The sequence below is a fragment of the Cobetia sp. 14N.309.X.WAT.E.A4 genome (genome assembly GCF_030397495.1).
In the GTDB taxonomy this organism is placed as follows: Bacteria; Pseudomonadota; Gammaproteobacteria; order Pseudomonadales; family Halomonadaceae; genus Cobetia; species Cobetia marina.
In genome coordinates this window covers 1-17915 of record NZ_JAPNXT010000005.1, presented here as the reverse complement: position 1 = coordinate 17915, position 17915 = coordinate 1, and the positions used below count along the sequence as shown (strand labels likewise).

Genomic DNA, 17915 nt, shown 5'->3' with positions numbered 1-17915 from the left:
ATCACTCATCGACCGGCCCTCATGGGGCTTGCCTCATGCGACCCTGATCAGCTCGTGTCGATCCTCTCCTTGTGAGGTCGCCCTTCTCACATCCTCAAGACGCTTGAGCAAGTACTGCCCATAGCCCGTCTTGCTGAGACGCTGGCCCAGCACCTGCAGCTCCTCATCGCTGATCCAGCCATTGCCCCAGGCAATCTCTTCCAGACAGGCAATCTTGAGTCCCTGACGATGCTCGATGGTCTGCACGTACTGCCCTGCATCCAACAGGCTATCGTGGGTACCGGTATCCAGCCAGGCGAAGCCGCGTCCCAAGCGCTCCACATGCAGGTCGCCCCGCTGCAGATAGGCATTGTTGATGCAGGTGATTTCCAGCTCCCCCCGAGAGGAAGGCTTGACGCGCTTGGCGATCTCCACGACATCGTTGTCGTAGAAATAAAGGCCTGTCACCGCGAAGGGCGAACGGGGATGGGCAGGCTTTTCTTCGATGGATAGCGCCTTGCCCTGCTCGTCGAACTCCACCACGCCAAAGCGCTCCGGGTCCTGAACCAGATACCCGAATACGGTAGCCCCGGAAGCACGTGAAGCCGCGTGCTTGAGCTGGCCGGTGAAATTGGGGCCATGGAAGATATTGTCGCCCAGCACCAGGCAGACATCGTCTTCCCCGATGAAGTCCTCGGCGATCAGGAACGCCTGAGCAAGGCCATCCGGGCTGGGCTGTACGGCGTATTCGAAGTGCACGCCATACTGCTCTCCACTCCCCAGCAGTTGCTGATATTGCGGCAGATCTTCAGGCGTCGAGATGATGAGAATGTCGCGAATTCCCGCCAGCATCAGTACCGAGGCCGGATAGAAGATCATCGGCTTGTCATAGATGGGCAACAACTGCTTGGAGACGCCGAGCGTGATCGGGTGCAGCCGTGTACCCGAACCACCCGCGAGAATAATGCCTTTCCGTGCCATGCTGATCTCCCTGTCCCTTGACGTCATTCCGCTGTCACCGCGGATAGCGAACACCGACCGACAAATGGGCATAGAGCATCATGGCTTTGAAAATGCCTTGCTTCATCAGTCCGTGTCGCAGAACAGAGTACGTGCCCCTTACCTGTCACGCAGCATGGTTTTCACCGATATTCATCCCCATTTACGCCATGTTTGGCTGACGTTACCAACATCATTTAATTAACATACTTGGATCAAGTGTCAGTCATGCCTTGCATGATGCCGCTCATCCAGACGCCCCATGCCACCATGACGTGACGCCATACTCCAGGCCTTACAGACACATGAGAACGACGGATCAGGCGCTGACGCCCAGGCGCTCTCCTTGATAATGGCCATCACGGATACGCTGCCACCATTCAGGGTTCTCCAGGTACCAGTGCACTGTCTTGCGCAGGCCACTTTCGAAAGTTTCCCGAGGGCGCCACCCAAGCTCCCGGTCAATCTTGGCGGCATCGATGGCGTAGCGCAGATCATGCCCCGGCCGGTCAGAGACGAAAGTGATCAAGTCCGCGTAATGTGCGACGCCTTCTGGCCGTGTCGGCACCATCTCTTCGAGCAGAGCGCAGATCATGCGGACGACATCGATGTTGCGTTGCTCGTTGTGGCCCCCGATGTTGTAGCTCTGCCCCACCTCTGCCTCACACGCCACCTTGATCAAGGCGCGGGCGTGATCCTCCACATACAACCAGTCCCTCACCTGATGGCCGCTTCCATAGACAGGCAATGCCTTGCCCTCCAGCGCATTCAGGATCGTCAGGGGAATCAGTTTCTCGGGGAAGTGATAGGGGCCATAGTTGTTGGAGCAGTTGGTCATCAGCGTGGGCAGGCCATAAGTGCGCTGCCAGGCTCTGACCAGATGATCCGAGCCCGCCTTGCTCGCCGAATAGGGAGAACTCGGTGCGTAAGGTGTCTGCTCGTGGAAACCGGGGGCATCATCATCGAGATCCCCGAACACTTCATCGGTCGAGATATGGTGAAAACGAAATCTCTCGGCCTTCTCCGGATTGACCATCGTCAGCTGCTTCCAATGACGACGTGCGGCTTCCAGCAGGCGGCAGGTGCCCATGACATTGGTCTCGATGAAGGCTTCCGGCCCATCGATGGAGCGGTCCACATGACTCTCGGCGGCGAGGTGCATGACGATATCCGGCTGATGCTCACGGAAGATGCGCGCCAATGCCTTGGCATCACAGATATCCGCCTGCTCGAAGACATACCGTGGGTGGTCACTGACGGACTCCAGCGAGTCCAGGTTGCCCGCGTAGGTCAACTTGTCGAGATTGACCACTTCATGGGTTGTCGAATGGATCAACTCACGCACCACGGCTGAGCCAATGAAACCGGCACCACCGGTAATCAGGAACTTCATGCTTTACCTCGGCCACGCACTTGGCGCAGAAAAAAAATGTGAGAGTGCTGTCAGTCATGGCAACGCCGACCACCTGGCGCTGACAATGCACCGCGCCGCCACCCTCCTTGTCCCTAGATGATACGTCACGCCATCGCTGGCCCTCGCCCGATTCACTTGCCGTCGCCCAGCTGAAATTCCTGCGCCGAATGTCACCTCAATATGATGAGGCAATTCTCATATGACGAGGGAGAAACCTCCTCCCGAGGTATGACAGACACAAGAAAGCCCCGTACGCGAAGCGAACGGGGCTTTCTTGTGTCTGTCAGGAACCATGGCCGGATACCTTGCCCAGGCGTCCGGCACGTCAGTAGACCTATCTCACAGCTCGCCGTTGTCCGAAGGAACGAACCAGGAAGCCTGCTCTCCCCGGGCGGCGGCCTTGCGATCATCACGCTGCCGTTCAGCCTCCAGTACCTTGTACTGCACGCGATTCAACCACTCGAAACCCAGTCCCGGTAACGGAGAGAAGGGAGTCGTACGACTCATTCCCCACAGCGCAAACCGTGTACTGCCTTGCTCTGCCTCACCTCGGCCATGCATGCCGTAGGTATTGGCGATCAACAGGGTGTTGGCCTTCACGGCAAAGTGCTTGACCTCGCCCAGCCCGAAGCGCTCCAGATCCCCCTCATCCACGCGGAAAGAGCCTCGCTGGGTATAGCGATTGGGATGATCACGGGCGATCAGGCTCATGTGCTTCTCCCACGTCAATCGGGCTGACGTCAGGCGAGTGGAACCAGGCACGAACATGAAGGGACCCTGTGCAGGCGTCACATCCTGCAGATATAGCCAGAACTTCATGGTGGGCTGGAAGGTATCCACGTGCAGTGATTTCTGAGGATCGCGCTCGTGACTTTCCAGCACACCATTGTGGATGCGCTCCAGATGCATGATGGGCTGGCGAGCATGACCACTGCAGTAACGCATGAGTCGCCGGAACCGCTTGTCACGCATCAAGGTCTGCATTTCCGGCAAGGCTTCAACATTTTCCGGTGACATCACCCGGCGACGGGTCAAGGTATCTGCCTGCCGACACTGACGAATCTCGCCACGTGCCCCCTCGGCCTCAGCCAGCAGCCGCTGATACTGCTCTGCAGGCAGGAAATCTTCCAGCATCAGATAGCCATCACGTTGAAAGGCCTTGCGCTGCTCTCGCGGAACGCCATAGGCAAACCAGGCCTGGCGTACACGCATCAGCCAATGCGCAGCGCGCAGGCGTGCCAGGTGAAGACCACGCCGATTGAGCTCAGCACTGCCCAGCACTGGATTGGCCACGAAGGACTTGGCACCTGTCAACAATCCAAGTGCATCCATGCATCTAGCAGCAAGTGACCGCATGCCTGACTCCATTGAATTCATGATCAGTGAGCCACTCAACCGATCTTGCGAGCATCCTGAAGCTTGAGAACACCCGTCAGCGCACCATTGTCATCTACCACCAACAAGGAGGTGACATTGGCTTTCAACATGGTGTTCTCGGCAGCCGAGAACATCTCGTTCTCATTGATCGTCATCGGGGTGCGCGTCATGATATCGCCCCCTGTCACGCCATCCAGTCCCTGATTGTCAAAGAGTGAGCGGCGCAAGTCACCATCCGTGATCAACCCATGGATGGTGCCATTGTCAGCAATGACAGTGAGTCCCAACCCGCCTTGGGTGATCGTCATGATGACTTCACGCAGGGAGTCAGCAGGCGTATTGCAAGGGACTGGCGAATGCATGACATCGCGTACGCGCGTCAATAGACGACGCCCGAGACTTCCACCGGGATGAAATACCGCGAAGTCCTGAGGCATGAACTGACGACGCTCGATCAAGGCAACGGCAAGCGCATCCCCCATAGCAAGGGTGACGGTAGTCGAGGTAGTCGGTGCCAGATTATTGGGGCACGCCTCACGATCAACACCAACATCCAGTACCAAGTCACTGTTCTTGCCAAGTGTCGAGCTGGGGTTTCCTACCAGTGCAATGATCTTCACACCAAAGTGCTTCAAGGAAGGGATCAGGCGAATGACCTCTTCCGTTTCACCACTGTAGGAGATGAGGATGGCCACATCGCCTTTGGTGAACATCCCCAAGTCACCGTGGTAAGCCTCTGCCGGGTGCACTGCGAAACTGGGAGTCCCCGTCGAAGCCAGTGTGGCCGCAATCTTGTTGCCGATGATACCGGACTTCCCCATTCCCGATACGATCACCCGACCTGACGTCGTCATGATCATGCGCACCGACTCTTCAAACTCACTCCCTAAACGCTCAGAAGTGACTTGAAGTGCCTCCGCCTGAGTCACGAAGACCTTCTTTCCAATCTCGACGCTTGGCATTGCATAACCCTCTGTCCATGATACTAGGCTGCCCAGCGATGCTGCTGCTGAGCAGTATCCTTCACTCTTTATTGTGCAACCTTGGCAACATTGCCCAGGAAACCTGCTGCGGTGCTATAGACAGCTTCCTTGCCCTGCGCCAAAAGGATTCGGTCTGCCAGCTCTCTGACAGCCCCCTTGCCACCTGGCAGTGACAACACTTCATCGGCTTGTGCCTTGATATAGTTGGGGGCATCCGCCACGGCGTAAGCGCTACCACAAGCCTCGAAGGCTGGCAGATCAATCACATCATCACCGATGAACACTGTCTGATCCGCGGTAACCCCCGCCGCCGTCATCAGTTCGAGGCATGCAGCATGTTTGTCTTTCACCCCAAGCCTGGAATGAGAAATCCCGAGATCCGCCACACGCATGCGTAATGTCGCGGAATCGCGGCCTGACAGCACTGCCACCTGGATACCGCACTCCTCCAACAAGCGGATACCCAGGCCATCGCGGACATGGAATTGCTTGAGAGATTCCCCAGAGGCATCGTAATAGATACTGCCATCCGTCAGTACGCCATCAACATCCGTAATCAGCAGCCGAGTTCTGGCCAGTGGCTCAGGCTTGGGGCATGAGGGACGCCCTTCCACCAAGGCCCTTACCTTCTCAAGACATTCAGGAGTGTCAACGCCCGGGCCTGTCTCTTCTACCTCAATGACACGAATCTTGATGCCGGCATGCATGAGACGCAGCTGCTCGAGCGATTCAGCACGCTCAGCCATAGGCTGTGGCAACTGCGAATATCCCTCCAGCACCTCGCGCCGATAGGCATAGACACCGACATGCTTGCGATAGCTGGCCTCTTCTGCCTCGCGGGGATACGGAATCGGAGAGCGACTGAAGTACAAGGCATCATCAAACTGATCACACAGCACCTTGACAGTATTCGGATTCCTGGCCTCCTCTGCCGAGATGGCATGACAGAGTGTGCCCACTTTCACCCAACTGTCTTGCATCGCTGCCACCAGCAGCTCCAGATCTCCCGGTCGTACCAATGGCTCATCACCTTGCACATTGAGGTAGATGTCGGCAGGCACCTTCTGCATCACTTCAACAAGGCGATCCGTACCGGAGGCATGCTCTGGAGAGGTCATGACGGCCTGCCCACCGAAAGCTTCCACGGTATCGAAGACGCGCTGGTCATCAGTGGCAACCCAGACAGCATCAATTCCAGATACCTGGGAAGCACGCTCCACCACATGCTGCACCATCGGCTTGCCAGCAATGTCTACCAGGGGCTTCCCTGGCAGACGACTGGAGCCGTAACGTGCAGGAATGATGATGACCGTTTTCTGGTTCATCTCAATCGTCACGACGCTATTCCCTTTGCAGACTTATTCAATGACCAGTTCAGGCAGCGACTTCACTGCATCATCGATAGCCTTGACCTGTTGCAGGAAAGGCTCGAGCTGATGAAGCGGCAAAGCGCTGGGTCCATCGCACTTGGCATTGTCGGGGTCCGGGTGTGTCTCCAAAAATAAACCATCAACTCCCGCAGCTATCCCTGCACGTGCAAGCTTTACCACCTGCTCTCTGCGTCCACCAGAAGATTCAGCCCTAGAATCACGTTGCTGCAGAGAATGTGTGACATCAAATATTATAGGTATATTAGGGCAAGCTTTACGCATAACATCAAACCCTAGCATATCAACAACTAAATTATCATAGCCGAAGCAAGTACCTCTTTCACAAATCATCAACTCGCCAGAACCTGCAGCCTTGAATTTCTCCACTACATTAGAAATCTGAGACGGGCTAATAAATTGAGGTTTTTTTACATTAATAGCTGACCCAGTTTTAGCTAATGAAAGAATCAAGTCCGTTTGACGTGCTAGGAATGCTGGGAGCTGCAATACATCTACTATCTCCGATGCTGGAGTTGCTTGCCACGGCTCATGCACGTCAGTTAACAGTTTCACACCAAACTTACTCTTAACATCATCAAGAATTCTTAAACCTTCTTCAAGGCCTGGTCCTCGATAAGAATTTAATGATGACCTATTTGCTTTATCAAAACTAGCTTTAAAAATATAACTCATGCCTAACTTATTAGTCACCTCCATAAACTTTTCGCATGTTCTAAAAGCAACGTCTGGATCATCAATAACATTAATACCACCAATGACCAGGAACTCATTCGAAGAGAAAACGGTTGAATTAATCATATTACATCCTTAACTATAAATTGTGCCAAGTGATTCTTTCTATGAACTAAATCAACGTCGCGCCGACATAGGTTATTAGTGCTCGAATTTTCCATCTTGATAACTGGCTCAACATTTTTAAGCTTTGTAAATGTCGAACCAAGATCAACTATAGATGAATGCTTGGAAACATAAAACTCCGAATTCGAGATATATTTACCATGCAACCCAGCTCTAGCAGCTATAAAGTGGGGATGAAATCTCGCAGTAATCATTATATCTGAAGGATTTAAAGGAGGCCCAAAGTTCACTAAATTATAACAGGTAAGTTTTGTCACACCGCCAACTAAATTAGAAATTCTATCGCCTGCGGCGATATCACTTTTATTACAAACCCAAAAGTAAATATTATCATATTTTCCATTAGCATCTGAAAAATAATTTATTAGAGTGGCATCATCCATTTTTTCAAAAGACTTTGAAAAACCTGATATATGTATACTCTTGTGCTTACTAGCTGTGCAGAGTTCATCGTATGAATATAAAAAAGAGTCATCTAAACCAGAGATGATATTTTTATTAAAACCACAAATATCTACAATTTGATTATATGAATCCAGGTCTCTAACTTCGAATAGATCAAAGGTACTAATTACATTTTTCAAATGGTTAGCATCACTACCCCCTTCAATATTTATAGGAGCTAAACCAAGTCCAGTAGCAAATATTTTAGTACCAAACATTTTTTTTAGTTGTGAAGCAGCCCCAAGCAAGGAAAAAGAATTTTTCCATACTCCGTTTATATAACCACCACCGTAGAGATGTATATGCCATGAATCTTTATCTAAGTCGAAGGAGTAATTATCATCAAAGCATTCTTCTATGTTTTTTATAAAAGCCTGTTTGTTCTCTATTATAAAATTAGCCCCCCTATCTATATAGAAGCTAGTACTTCCATCTCTACCTTTAGCCAATTTTTTTATAAATGTAGTAAAGTATACATTACTATACTTAGAATGCATTCTTTCAGAATTTTTTTTACTCAAGCAATCTACGACAATAGGGCCATTATAACCTTTCTCACGATAAAACTTTATCCAAAGAGATATAATGAGTTCATCACCATAATTAGGTCCGCCAGAACCACCAATTAAATAAATCATTTTTTCCTCACAATAAGCTCAATGGCTTTTTTGTTAATTCTCCCAAATTTATTATCTGGGAATAAAGCTTTTAATGGACGTAATAAGATATGTGATGAATCTGCAAAATATTGTTTTGGATTTTCACGAAGTTTCCTTAGGCGACGGTCTTTGACAGTTCCTTTAGGAGCCCTATTCCCTGATGACGAAGTAGGCTTAGGAGTAGTCTTATTTGGTTTTACTACTACATTTTTAGGTTCATTCTGATTACTTAAAGCGGGGACATTTAATTTAGAAAAAACATAGTTTTTTCTATCTTTGTCAATTATCGGCGAAATTCTATTTAAGACATAACTCAAACCATCAATCTTCAAATCCGTTACAAGTATATCTTTATACGAATGAGCTTTTCTAAATTTAAACTCTTTAATATCATCTGCAGCAACAAAATTACTATATAAAACATTAAGGTACCAGCTAACTAATTTTTCTACTTTTTCTTTATTTGGTTTATCTACGGAATTAATTGTGTTGACAGCCATTTCTAATGATTCAGAGAAACAACCTGTCTCAGGTACATTATAAAATGCATTTCCTATAGTTATCGTAGGCCTGCCATGTATAATTGAAAGCAATCCGACACCTGAATTATAGCATATTGTGGAGTCAACCACTTCCAATAAAGCATGTACATTATCCGAAGGAGAAGAAATTATTATATTTTCGGAGGTTAAATTCAATGTTTTCTTTGAGAGAGGGTGAGCTTTGACTACAAAAAGTTTATCAGTGTTTTTGGCCGCAACTTGATTAATGGAGTTACTAAAGTCATTATATGATTGGCTATTACGTACATATTTCGTAACCGCCATATCGTCATCTAGTTGAAGAGGTATAAATATTTTATGTTTTTTGATTTCTGTTAATGCTTCATACTTACTATATGTTGAATCGAAGTCGCTCGCCGTTTCAAGAAGCTGGTTACCTTTAGTTAGAGCTTCAATATAACTACGAGCATCATCTATATTTTCTGAACTGGGGCTATATTCATTAAAAGAATCTAAAGAAAAGTCTAGTGAATTATAACTTACATCACTAGAATAGTAAATTGTATTGGGCAGCGCTCCTCTTTCAACAACTATGGTCTTAATGTTTAACTCTTGTGAAAGTAAGAAATAAGGGTAAAATTCAGCATGACTCTTCATATATGGGTTAAATATAACAAAAGCATCTATATCTTTATTCTTTATTTTCTCTTTTATATAGTCTAAGCTTTTAGGGGAGCCATCGTATATTACATCTAGTTTATAGCCTGCTATTCTTAAAGGGGAGAAATATCCATAATGTTCTTCATGCTTACATATACATAATGCATTCTTATTTCGATTAATGAAATCTATATTTAATATTTTATTCTTTTTATCCTTATAGCTATTGACAATACTCGTCATCCGCTCTCTTCTCCAATCATTATGAGAGCGCCAATCATTTTCGCTTTTTGTAGGATGCCATAAATGAAAAACTTTGAAGCCCATTAGTTCAGAAGGAAGGGCCAAAGCTTCATTTAACCGTCTAAATCCTCGATATTGTTTTACCCACAAGAAATCTCTTTTAGTAGGTCCGTATTTATCTTTCTCGATTTCCTCAGGTATTGGTTGAAGCTTAGTGTAATAAGCAAGCCTAATAAAGAATTCAAAATCTTCTGACCCATGACCTCTAAAGCTTTCATGATAACCGCCGATTAGACTATACAACTTAACATTCATCAAATAAACATTAGAGTATGGAGCAATAAATTCCACACTATTACCATTTTTTTCTAATGTAGCCTGATAACTAACCTTCGTTAAAAATCTATCCTTATCTATTTTTTTTTCAAACTCACTGTATTCTTCCGAAGTATTTTTGTTTAAATGATACGCAGTAAAATTAATAAAAGTATCTATTTTCTTATTCATTTCCAGAGATATTGCTGTTTCAGCAAGCTCACCAAACATCGTACTTTTAAACACGAAATCTATATCAGAGAAAAGAACTAGATCTGTAGAGACTTTCTCAAAACCTCGGTTGTGTGCAACAGCAGCAGAGTACACACCTTTATCATCAACATAAAAATAGTCCACATCATTTTCATTGCATACAGATTTTATCTGTGCTTGATATTCACTTTCACTACCAAAATCTACAATTAGAATCCTTGGAGCGGGATTATAGTAATTAGCAGCAAGCTTCAGCCTATCGAGGACCCAAGGGTTTTGACCATGTAATCTAATGCAAATCACCATAGTAATATCTTTACTACTATACATATCTATACTCCTATATGATTCAATAAAAATTTATATTAACTCAATCAATCTAGCTCATCATATTTCTCTATCTCTATAACTAATTTATTTTTATATTTCTCAAGCAATTCCAAAGAGCTAATTAGTAGTGAATTTTCTAAACCTTGATCCTTTAATTCTATTTGCCGAAGAGTCATGCTTAATGCATCTATCGACCTTTGGGTATTATTTAAATCTTGCTTAAGTTCCTTATATCTTCCACTGGAGGTTTTTCTTATCTTTTCATTGATTTCAGCTAGATCGGACTTCCATTTCTTATGATGCTTATTTATAATGTCAATTTGTTCTTTTGACCCACCTATATCTTTTAACTTACGCACAGCCTGCCAAAGATCATTTGCTTTTTTGTTATATGACTTTTTACTTTTTTCCAAATAATCAAGATCATTTTGATTGTTCTTACTTACTTTATCTTCTAGGCTTAAATATTCTTCTGCATCAAATCCTTTATTTGTGTCAATATGATAATCATAGATAGCATCATTAATATTATCATACCAAATTGCTTCTTTATTCTTGAGATAAATGCCTGAATCACATAATTCTCTCAAGATGCCCTCACTATGTGAGACCATTATTAATGAAGATTTATCAACTTTTTGATTAAATAGCCTTTGAGCTTTTTTCTTAAAAGCACGGTCACCTACAGCAGTAGCTTCATCAGAAATATACACATCAAAATCAAACGCAAATGAAAGACCGAATGACAATCGCGACCGCATGCCCGAGGAATAGGTTTTAACTGGCTCATCAAAAGATGCACCTATTTCAGCAAAATCTTCAACAAAGTTTACAATATCATCTACTTCGTTACTTCTACCTTGGGCTCTAGCTACAAATTTGACATTCTGTCGTCCAGTCATACTACCTTGCATTCCACCAGATAATCCCACTGGCCAAGACACTCGGCTATGCCGTATGACTTCACCTCGCTCTGGTGTATCCATCCCAGCAATCAGTCTAAGCAAGGTTGACTTGCCTGCACCATTGGCGCCAATAAGGCCAACACTCACACCTGCCGGAATGGTGAGGTTGATATCACGCAGTACCCAATCACTGCCATGATGATTGTGGTAGCGCTTGTAGAGATTTTTGATCTCTATCATGATTCAGTCCCGATGTTCTTTGATGATCAAAATCAACATGCTGGCGATGAAGGCCAGGAAGATGGTGATCAGTGCAAAGACCGTGATATTGTAAAGGCGTTCAGGCTGTGTCGAATATTCTGGCATCAGAGGGCTTTGCAGCACACTGACCTGCTTCAACTTGCGAGCTGCTTCAAGACGAGTGTTCTCGAGTGCTGCAAGCGCACTGGAATATGTCTCCTGAGCGAACTTGGCCTTGAGTTCCAGCGTTTCATACTGGGACGAAATGCTGTTGAGTGAACCACCCGTTGCCTGTGCCAGGCGATCGCGCTGCTTGGTGATCTGCTCTCGCATCGCTTCTATTTCCGCCTGAACGCGGCGCATGTCGGAGGCGCGATTGCTCTGATAGCTTCCCAATGCCTTGCGCTGGGCCTGCAAGGTTGCCAATTGCCCCTCCAATGTCGCCACTACCTGGTTGATGCTTTCCACTGTGCTTGTCGGCGAGACCAGGCCTTCCTTGTTCTGGAATGTCAACAGCGCTTCTCGGGCGTCATCCAGGCGACCTTCCAGTCTTCCCAACTGTTTCTCAAGGAACGTGACCTGCTCTTCTGCCAGTCGACGTCCCATCTCGTTCATGTGAGCTTCACCAGCCGAGAGCAACAGCTGTGTCATCTTGTGCGCAAATTCCGGTGTATACGCCTGCACCTCGATATCCAACACTCCCGCGTATTCATCCATTTCAATATTCACGCGGCGAAGGTAATAATCATGCAACTCTTCGATTGAGGTATCGCGATCCATCAATGATGAGAAAAAATCACCATGTTGACTATAGTGCTCTCTAAACTCCAATTTTTCATCGGCTAACTTGAGCATATCAGTAGACATAAGATATTCGCGTAGAAGCAATAAATCCTTGTCAGTACTCCCTCCTGTTAATAAAGAAGACACACTCAGATCGGTTGTGGCTATCTGTGGACTTTCGAGAACGACAGATGCTTTGGACACATAACGATCCGATGCCCATAGAGTCCAGTATAACGATACTAGTAGAATAGAAAGCAGTGCTATTGCCCAATGAGGCTGGCGTATGATAAAAGCTTTCATGAGTTATTTTGCCTTGAGTTTATGGGAAAAACGGATATGTAACATCAGACCGAATGCATTTAAGAGTAAAATAAAGAACCACAGATAGAGCCTGCTTGTACCTTTTACCACATGATAATCTTCAAAAAAACCGAGACGAAGTAACTCTAGCCCGTGGGGTATCGGATTCCACATCAAGTATTCCAGCAGCCAATGCGGCAGATGATTTATCGGGAAGATAACACCAGATATGATCAATAGTGGCATGCTAATCATTTTTACAATCTTATCGACCTCCTCCACTAAAGTAGCAACTACAGAGAGGGTTAAACCAAGCCCTAAACCAAAAGCCCAGAGCGAAAACCAGTTGAATAAAGCAGATAATGCATCATCAGGAGAGAGTGGAATACCGAGTAACAAAGCACCAACGATGAATAGTAAAAAAACAAAAGTGCGCAGCATACCTTCTAAAAAGTTACGAACAATAACAGGATCAGCTGTCTGCACCTGTCGATAGGTAAATAATGCATGGTTGGCCTTGACCGCCCCCATCCCTCGCATCATTCCCTCGCGCACAAGATGAAACCCCATCAGCCCAACTACCAACCAAGGAATAAATTCAGCATTTACAATCAGCCCTTCCCCTGAAACAAACGATCGTATGAAAGTCATGATTGCTACCAGTGCTAGTGGTTCAGCAATCATCCAGAACCAGCCCATCCTATCCGCCATAGTTCTACTAACAGCCTCACGAATGAACATGGCGTACCAGACACTGCGTGTCACGGCCCAGGCGGAGCGGGCCTTGGGCCCGCTCTTCTTGTCGCCTGATGGGCGTTCAGTTGGAGTGTTCCTATCACTGGCCATGATCAGAGGTCTATCGCGACTTTGGTGGCAACGGCGACCTGATAGAGAATCTGCGTGATGCTGGTGGCCAGCTGCAGGTTCTTGGTCGGCGGTTCCGGCAGTACCAGAATCTGGTCACCCGAACGCAGCTCGACTTCCTCGGCACGGCGTACGGCGCCGTTCTGACGCACCACCAGGATCTGATCATCATCCGCGTGCTGGGTGAAACCACCGGCACTGTTGATATAGTCCATCACCGTCATGCCCTGGGTGTAGACCACGGCCTGAGGCACCACGACTTCGCCGCTGATCAGCAGGGAATCGCTGATTTCCGGGATGGTAATGACATCGCCGTCCTGCAGACGCACATCGGCGATGTTGCCGTCGTCACGTGCCACGACCAGTCGTCCGGTCGGCTCTTCCTTCTTGGCCTGCTCGACGAACTTCTCGATCATCGCGGCTTCCTGGACACGAAGCTCGGATTCCTCTGTCGTCGAGGAAGACGCGCCGAGATAGGTGGCCTGAAGACGCTTGAGACTGTCCTGCAGTGCCTGCGCCTGCTGTTCCTTGACGCTCTCACGACGGATGGACACGCTCTGGTAATCGGTCAGTCCTTTCGGCACGCCGACGGCGTTGAGCAATTCGCCCAGATGAGCATCCCGCGGCAGTGCATAGCGTGAGGGGCCATAGAAGCTGCCTTCCAGCTGCACGACGATGGTCTCGTCACGCTGGTCGGCACTGAACAGCACTTCATCCCCGGCACGTACGTCAGCGCCACGGAACTCCGCCACCGGCAGATAGCGCGAGATGGGGCCTTCGGAGCGCGAGCCGCGCAGCAGCACGTGCGAGACACCGGACTTGAGGCGCGCCAGGTTCAGCACGTCTTCCCCGCTCAGGCGCGAGTCGGTGAGTTCATAGCGATAGTCACGCTCGACATCTCCCACCACGCTGATGGCCGGGCCACGCTCCTCGACGACGACGGTATCGCCATCGCGGAACTGCGGACGGGCGATCTCGCCGTTGATCAGGAAGTCATAGAGATCGACCGTATTGATGACGCGGCCGTTGCGCTTGATCTTGATCTTGCGGTAGCTGCCCAGCGCCTGGTCGATACCGCCGGCCTGATCCAGGAAATACAGCATGGAGTCATTCGGGGTACCGGCATAACGACCCGGATTCTTGACGTAACCAGTGACGAAGACGCCCACCGGCTGTACGCCCTGAAGATTGGTATAGACGCTGACATTCTCCGGATACACCTCCTGAATGGCGGCGCGTACCTTGCCATCCAGCTGGGCATTGGTGGTGCCCTGAACTCTCACCGGGCCGATACCCGGCAGGAAGATGTTGCCCTGCGCATCCACCGGCAGAACAGACTCCATCTCCACGCCACCCCACACGCGCAGGGTGATCTGATCACCCGGCTTGATGGTGTAGCTGCTGTTGAGGCCATCGGCCATCATGCCGCGGAAACCACCGGTAAAGAGGTTTTCGCCGAACGGCGGCAGAGAGTCGGGGTCGGTCTGCTCCCGTGAGGTCAGCGGGCCGTAGGTGCCACTGCGCCAGTCGGCGCGCGCCTTGTCTTCCACACTGTCCGTCTTCTGCGGAATGCTGGAGGCCTGGTCGTCGCTGGACAGGATGGAACCACCGCCCAGGCCGGCTGCCATGGCAGGGCTGGCGTTCAGGCACGCTACCGCCACCAGGCACCCGGCCCGGAGCAAGAATCTGGAAATTGTCATTGGGCTAGGCCCCTCGTAGTGCAAAAAATAGTGCTGTATTGATCAGGAATGACAGTGCCGGTCACGCCAGCCTGTTCCCTGGTGTCGTCGGTTCATGCTGAGTCGCGGTACAAACCTCTCAGCGCGTCTCTTCCAACAGGCCGGTCACCAGCCGCTGGGTCACCCAGGTGCCCTCGCCGGCCTTGCCCTCGTTGCTGGTACGACAGGCCAGCTCCTTGCTCGGCAGGTCACGCGCATTGGAGACCGTCAACTCGCGACAGATACGCCCACTGGCGGCGAAGTAACGCTCATGGGCGACCACTTCGACATCGCTGCCCCAGGGGCTGGTGGGCACGGCGATCACGCTACCGGGAGCTGAGCTGTCGAGAAATGACGAGACATCCGCCGGCAGCGACGCAGCACCGGTGAGATTGGCCAGATTGTTGCTGCCAGCGCCGCTGGAGGCCGGATAAGAAGTCGCACAGCCTGAGAGGATGAGAGCCATGCCTGCTGCTGCAGTAAGCCGTATTGCATATGCACGATGTTGTTTGATAAAGGGCGAAATCATATTGATATCCTGATAATGCAAGACTCCCTGCTCTTCAACAGGGAATGATCGATGTAAAGGCGTCAACTGATGACGTTGAAGTACTTGAGTTGGCTGACCAGCGTAAGAGCGGTCTGCTCCAGCGTCAGCTCGCCGGTGTTGATCTCGATTTCCGGTTTCTCCGGGGCTTCGTACGGGGAGCTGATGCCGGTGAAGTCGCTGATCTCGCCGGCACGCGCCTTGCGGTACAGCCCCTTGGGATCCCGCTCTTCACAGACGCTGATCGGCGTGTTGACGAAGACTTCGATGAACTCGTCAGTGCCGACCATGTCACGCACGGTCTGACGATCCGCCTGGAACGGCGAGATGAAGCTGACCAGGGTGATCATGCCGGCATCGACCATCAACCTGGCGACTTCACCAATGCGACGAATATTTTCAGTACGATCAGATTCACTGAAGCCAAGATCCCCACACAGGCCGTGACGCACGTTGTCGCCATCCAGCAGGTAGGTGTTGTAGCCCATGGCGAACAGCTGACGCTCCAGCGCGTTGGCGGCGGTGGACTTGCCGGCGCCGGACAGGCCGGTGAACCAGATGATGCACGGCTTCTGCTTGTTGCGTTCGGCGCGGCGCTGCTTGGTGACCGCCATATCGTGCCACACGATGTTGCTGGCACTCAGGGTCTCCTTGACCATGCCCGCACCGATGGTGATATTGGACAGGCGATCAATGAACACGAAGCTGCCGGTATGCGGCGAACGCTGGTAGCTGTCCATCGCCAGCGGCTGGTTCAGCTCGACCTGCACGCGGGCGATGCCATTGAGCGGGATATTCTCCGCTTCATTGCGCGCCATGGTGTTGACGTCGGTCTGGTGAATGATGCGCCCGACGCGACCGATGACACTGGAGGTACCGAGCTTGAGCTCGTATTCCTTGCCGACCACCAGCGGATTCTCATGCATCCACACCACGTCCGCGGTAAAGGCGGTGCAGGGCTCCATGTCGGAATCCACCGCCACGATCATGTCGCCGCGCGAGATGTCGATCTCATCGGTCAGTGTCAGCGTGACAGCCTGGCCCGGCCAGGCGATGTCGAGATCGCCGTCGAAGGTGACGATACGCTCGACCGTGGAGGTCTTGCCGGACGGCAGTACCTTGATCTGCTGCCCCGGTGAGACGGTGCCGGCGGCCAGGGTGCCGCAGTAACCACGGAAGTTGAGGTTCGGACGATTGACGTACTGCACCGGGAAGCGCAGGTCGGTCAGGTTGCTGTCCTCGGTGACATCGACGGTCTCGAGGATGTCCATCAGCGGGCGCGCTTCGTAGGCGGCATCGTCATACCACGGGGTATTGGCGCTGAGAGAGACGACGTTGTCGCCTTCCAGTGCGGACAGCGGTACGAAGCGTATATCCGGGACCTCGAGGTCCTTGGCGAACTCCTGGTAGTCCGCGACGATCTCGTCGAAGCGTTCCTGGGAGTAGTCGACGATGTCCATCTTGTTGACCGCGACCACCAGGTGCTGGATACCCAGCAGCGAGCAGATGTAGCTGTGGCGGCGGGTCTGGGTCTGCACGCCGTAGCGCGCATCGATCAGGATGATCGCCAGGCTCGCGGTGGAGGCACCGGTGGCCATGTTGCGGGTGTACTGCTCGTGCCCCGGCGTATCAGCGATGATGAACTTGCGCTTGTCGGTGGAGAAGTAGCGGTAGGCGACATCGATGGTGATGCCCTGCTCACGCTCTGACTGCAGACCATCGACCAGCAGTGCCAGATCCACCTTGCCGGTAGTGCCGCTCTTCTTGGAATCGCGGGTGATGGCGGCCAGCTGATCTTCGTAGATCATCTTGGAGTCATGAAGCAGACGACCGATCAGGGTCGACTTGCCGTCATCCACGCTGCCGCAGGTGATGAAACGCAGCAGATCTTTCTGCTCGTGTTCCTTGAGATAGGCTTCGATGTTTTCCGCGATCATCGTTGACTGGTGTGACACTGTCATTCTCCCTGAACCCGGTCTGTTCGGCGCGAGCCTCCCACGAGACTTCCAGCGCTGCGAACATCCCGTGTTCTGTAATTTCGTTGGCTGTCGTCTGTCGAAGAACACTGTGGACGAAAGCCTGTGAGACAGTGGCGCATGGCACGACTGCCTGACATAAGTACTTAGAAATAGCCTTCGCGCTTCTTCTTCTCCATGGAGCCTGCCTGATCGTGATCGATGGCACGAC

At 50.2% G+C, this 17915-nt stretch carries 14 protein-coding genes; all 14 read right to left on the bottom strand.

Annotation, left to right across the window (positions count from 1 at the left end; translation table 11 throughout):
- Window positions 1-33: 33 nt before the first annotated feature.
- Entirely contained in the window at window positions 34-960 is a 927-nt protein-coding gene (rfbA, locus tag OW493_RS08490) for a glucose-1-phosphate thymidylyltransferase RfbA (RefSeq protein ID WP_289863844.1), read from the bottom strand.
- Between the two features lie 337 nt (window positions 961-1297).
- Complete coding sequence (gene rfbB / locus OW493_RS08485; protein WP_271302800.1) at window positions 1298-2371, bottom strand: dTDP-glucose 4,6-dehydratase; 1074 nt, start codon at window positions 2369-2371, stop codon at window positions 1298-1300.
- 360 nt (window positions 2372-2731) lie between these two features.
- Complete coding sequence (locus OW493_RS08480; protein ID WP_289863843.1) at window positions 2732-3748, bottom strand: phytanoyl-CoA dioxygenase family protein; 1017 nt, start codon at window positions 3746-3748, stop codon at window positions 2732-2734.
- A 35-nt stretch (window positions 3749-3783) separates the two neighbouring features.
- Window positions 3784-4731 (bottom strand): KpsF/GutQ family sugar-phosphate isomerase, encoded by a 948-nt coding sequence (locus tag OW493_RS08475; RefSeq protein WP_191237291.1) that lies wholly within the window; start codon window positions 4729-4731, stop codon window positions 3784-3786.
- Between the two features lie 68 nt (window positions 4732-4799).
- Window positions 4800-6089 carry a 3-deoxy-manno-octulosonate cytidylyltransferase gene (kdsB, locus tag OW493_RS08470; RefSeq protein ID WP_289863842.1) on the bottom strand — a complete coding sequence of 430 codons (1290 nt, stop codon included), beginning with the start codon at window positions 6087-6089 and terminating at the stop codon, window positions 4800-4802.
- A 21-nt stretch (window positions 6090-6110) separates the two neighbouring features.
- Window positions 6111-6941 (bottom strand): 3-deoxy-8-phosphooctulonate synthase, encoded by an 831-nt coding sequence (kdsA, locus tag OW493_RS08465; RefSeq protein WP_289863841.1) that lies wholly within the window; start codon window positions 6939-6941, stop codon window positions 6111-6113.
- On the bottom strand, window positions 6938-8083 hold the full coding sequence (locus tag OW493_RS08460) for a polysaccharide pyruvyl transferase family protein (RefSeq protein ID WP_289863840.1): 1146 nt from the start codon (window positions 8081-8083) through the stop codon (window positions 6938-6940). Before OW493_RS08460 ends, kdsA begins: the two co-directional genes overlap by 4 nt.
- Window positions 8080-10368 (bottom strand): glycosyltransferase, encoded by a 2289-nt coding sequence (locus OW493_RS08455; RefSeq protein ID WP_289863838.1) that lies wholly within the window; start codon window positions 10366-10368, stop codon window positions 8080-8082. Before OW493_RS08455 ends, OW493_RS08460 begins: the two co-directional genes overlap by 4 nt.
- A gap of 44 nt (window positions 10369-10412) precedes the next feature.
- A complete protein-coding gene (locus OW493_RS08450; protein WP_289863837.1) occupies window positions 10413-11513 on the bottom strand; it encodes an ATP-binding cassette domain-containing protein in 1101 nt (366 codons plus the stop codon).
- Between the two features lie 3 nt (window positions 11514-11516).
- Window positions 11517-12599 carry a chain-length determining protein gene (locus OW493_RS08445; protein ID WP_289863836.1) on the bottom strand — a complete coding sequence of 361 codons (1083 nt, stop codon included), beginning with the start codon at window positions 12597-12599 and terminating at the stop codon, window positions 11517-11519.
- A 3-nt stretch (window positions 12600-12602) separates the two neighbouring features.
- The gene (locus OW493_RS08440) at window positions 12603-13445 is read right to left on the bottom strand and encodes an ABC transporter permease (protein ID WP_289863835.1); all 843 of its coding nucleotides are present in this window, start codon (window positions 13443-13445) and stop codon (window positions 12603-12605) included.
- Window positions 13446-13447: 2 nt separating this feature from the next.
- On the bottom strand, window positions 13448-15163 hold the full coding sequence (locus OW493_RS08435) for a polysaccharide biosynthesis/export family protein (RefSeq protein ID WP_289863834.1): 1716 nt from the start codon (window positions 15161-15163) through the stop codon (window positions 13448-13450).
- Window positions 15164-15281: 118 nt separating this feature from the next.
- Window positions 15282-15647 (bottom strand): DVU3141 family protein, encoded by a 366-nt coding sequence (locus tag OW493_RS08430; RefSeq protein WP_289863833.1) that lies wholly within the window; start codon window positions 15645-15647, stop codon window positions 15282-15284.
- Between the two features lie 125 nt (window positions 15648-15772).
- Window positions 15773-17683 (bottom strand): sulfate adenylyltransferase subunit CysN, encoded by a 1911-nt coding sequence (gene cysN, locus OW493_RS08425; RefSeq protein WP_289863832.1) that lies wholly within the window; start codon window positions 17681-17683, stop codon window positions 15773-15775.
- Between the last annotated feature and the right edge of the window lie 232 nt (window positions 17684-17915).

What these genes read in the sequence shown, in the direction of transcription:
- rfbA (WP_289863844.1), bottom strand. Translation starts at nt 960, where the DNA reads ATGGCACGGAAAGGCATTATTCTCGCGGGTGGTTCGGGTACACGGCTG.
- rfbB (WP_271302800.1), bottom strand. Translation starts at nt 2,371, where the DNA reads ATGAAGTTCCTGATTACCGGTGGTGCCGGTTTCATTGGCTCAGCCGTG.
- OW493_RS08480 (WP_289863843.1), bottom strand. Translation starts at nt 3,748, where the DNA reads ATGCGGTCACTTGCTGCTAGATGCATGGATGCACTTGGATTGTTGACA.
- OW493_RS08475 (WP_191237291.1), bottom strand. Translation starts at nt 4,731, where the DNA reads ATGCCAAGCGTCGAGATTGGAAAGAAGGTCTTCGTGACTCAGGCGGAG.
- kdsA (WP_289863841.1), bottom strand. Translation starts at nt 6,941, where the DNA reads ATGATTAATTCAACCGTTTTCTCTTCGAATGAGTTCCTGGTCATTGGT.
- OW493_RS08460 (WP_289863840.1), bottom strand. Translation starts at nt 8,083, where the DNA reads ATGATTTATTTAATTGGTGGTTCTGGCGGACCTAATTATGGTGATGAA.
- OW493_RS08455 (WP_289863838.1), bottom strand. Translation starts at nt 10,368, where the DNA reads ATGTATAGTAGTAAAGATATTACTATGGTGATTTGCATTAGATTACAT.
- OW493_RS08450 (WP_289863837.1), bottom strand. Translation starts at nt 11,513, where the DNA reads ATGATAGAGATCAAAAATCTCTACAAGCGCTACCACAATCATCATGGC.
- OW493_RS08445 (WP_289863836.1), bottom strand. Translation starts at nt 12,599, where the DNA reads ATGAAAGCTTTTATCATACGCCAGCCTCATTGGGCAATAGCACTGCTT.
- OW493_RS08440 (WP_289863835.1), bottom strand. Translation starts at nt 13,445, where the DNA reads ATGGCCAGTGATAGGAACACTCCAACTGAACGCCCATCAGGCGACAAG.
- OW493_RS08435 (WP_289863834.1), bottom strand. Translation starts at nt 15,163, where the DNA reads ATGACAATTTCCAGATTCTTGCTCCGGGCCGGGTGCCTGGTGGCGGTA.
- OW493_RS08430 (WP_289863833.1), bottom strand. Translation starts at nt 15,647, where the DNA reads ATGGCTCTCATCCTCTCAGGCTGTGCGACTTCTTATCCGGCCTCCAGC.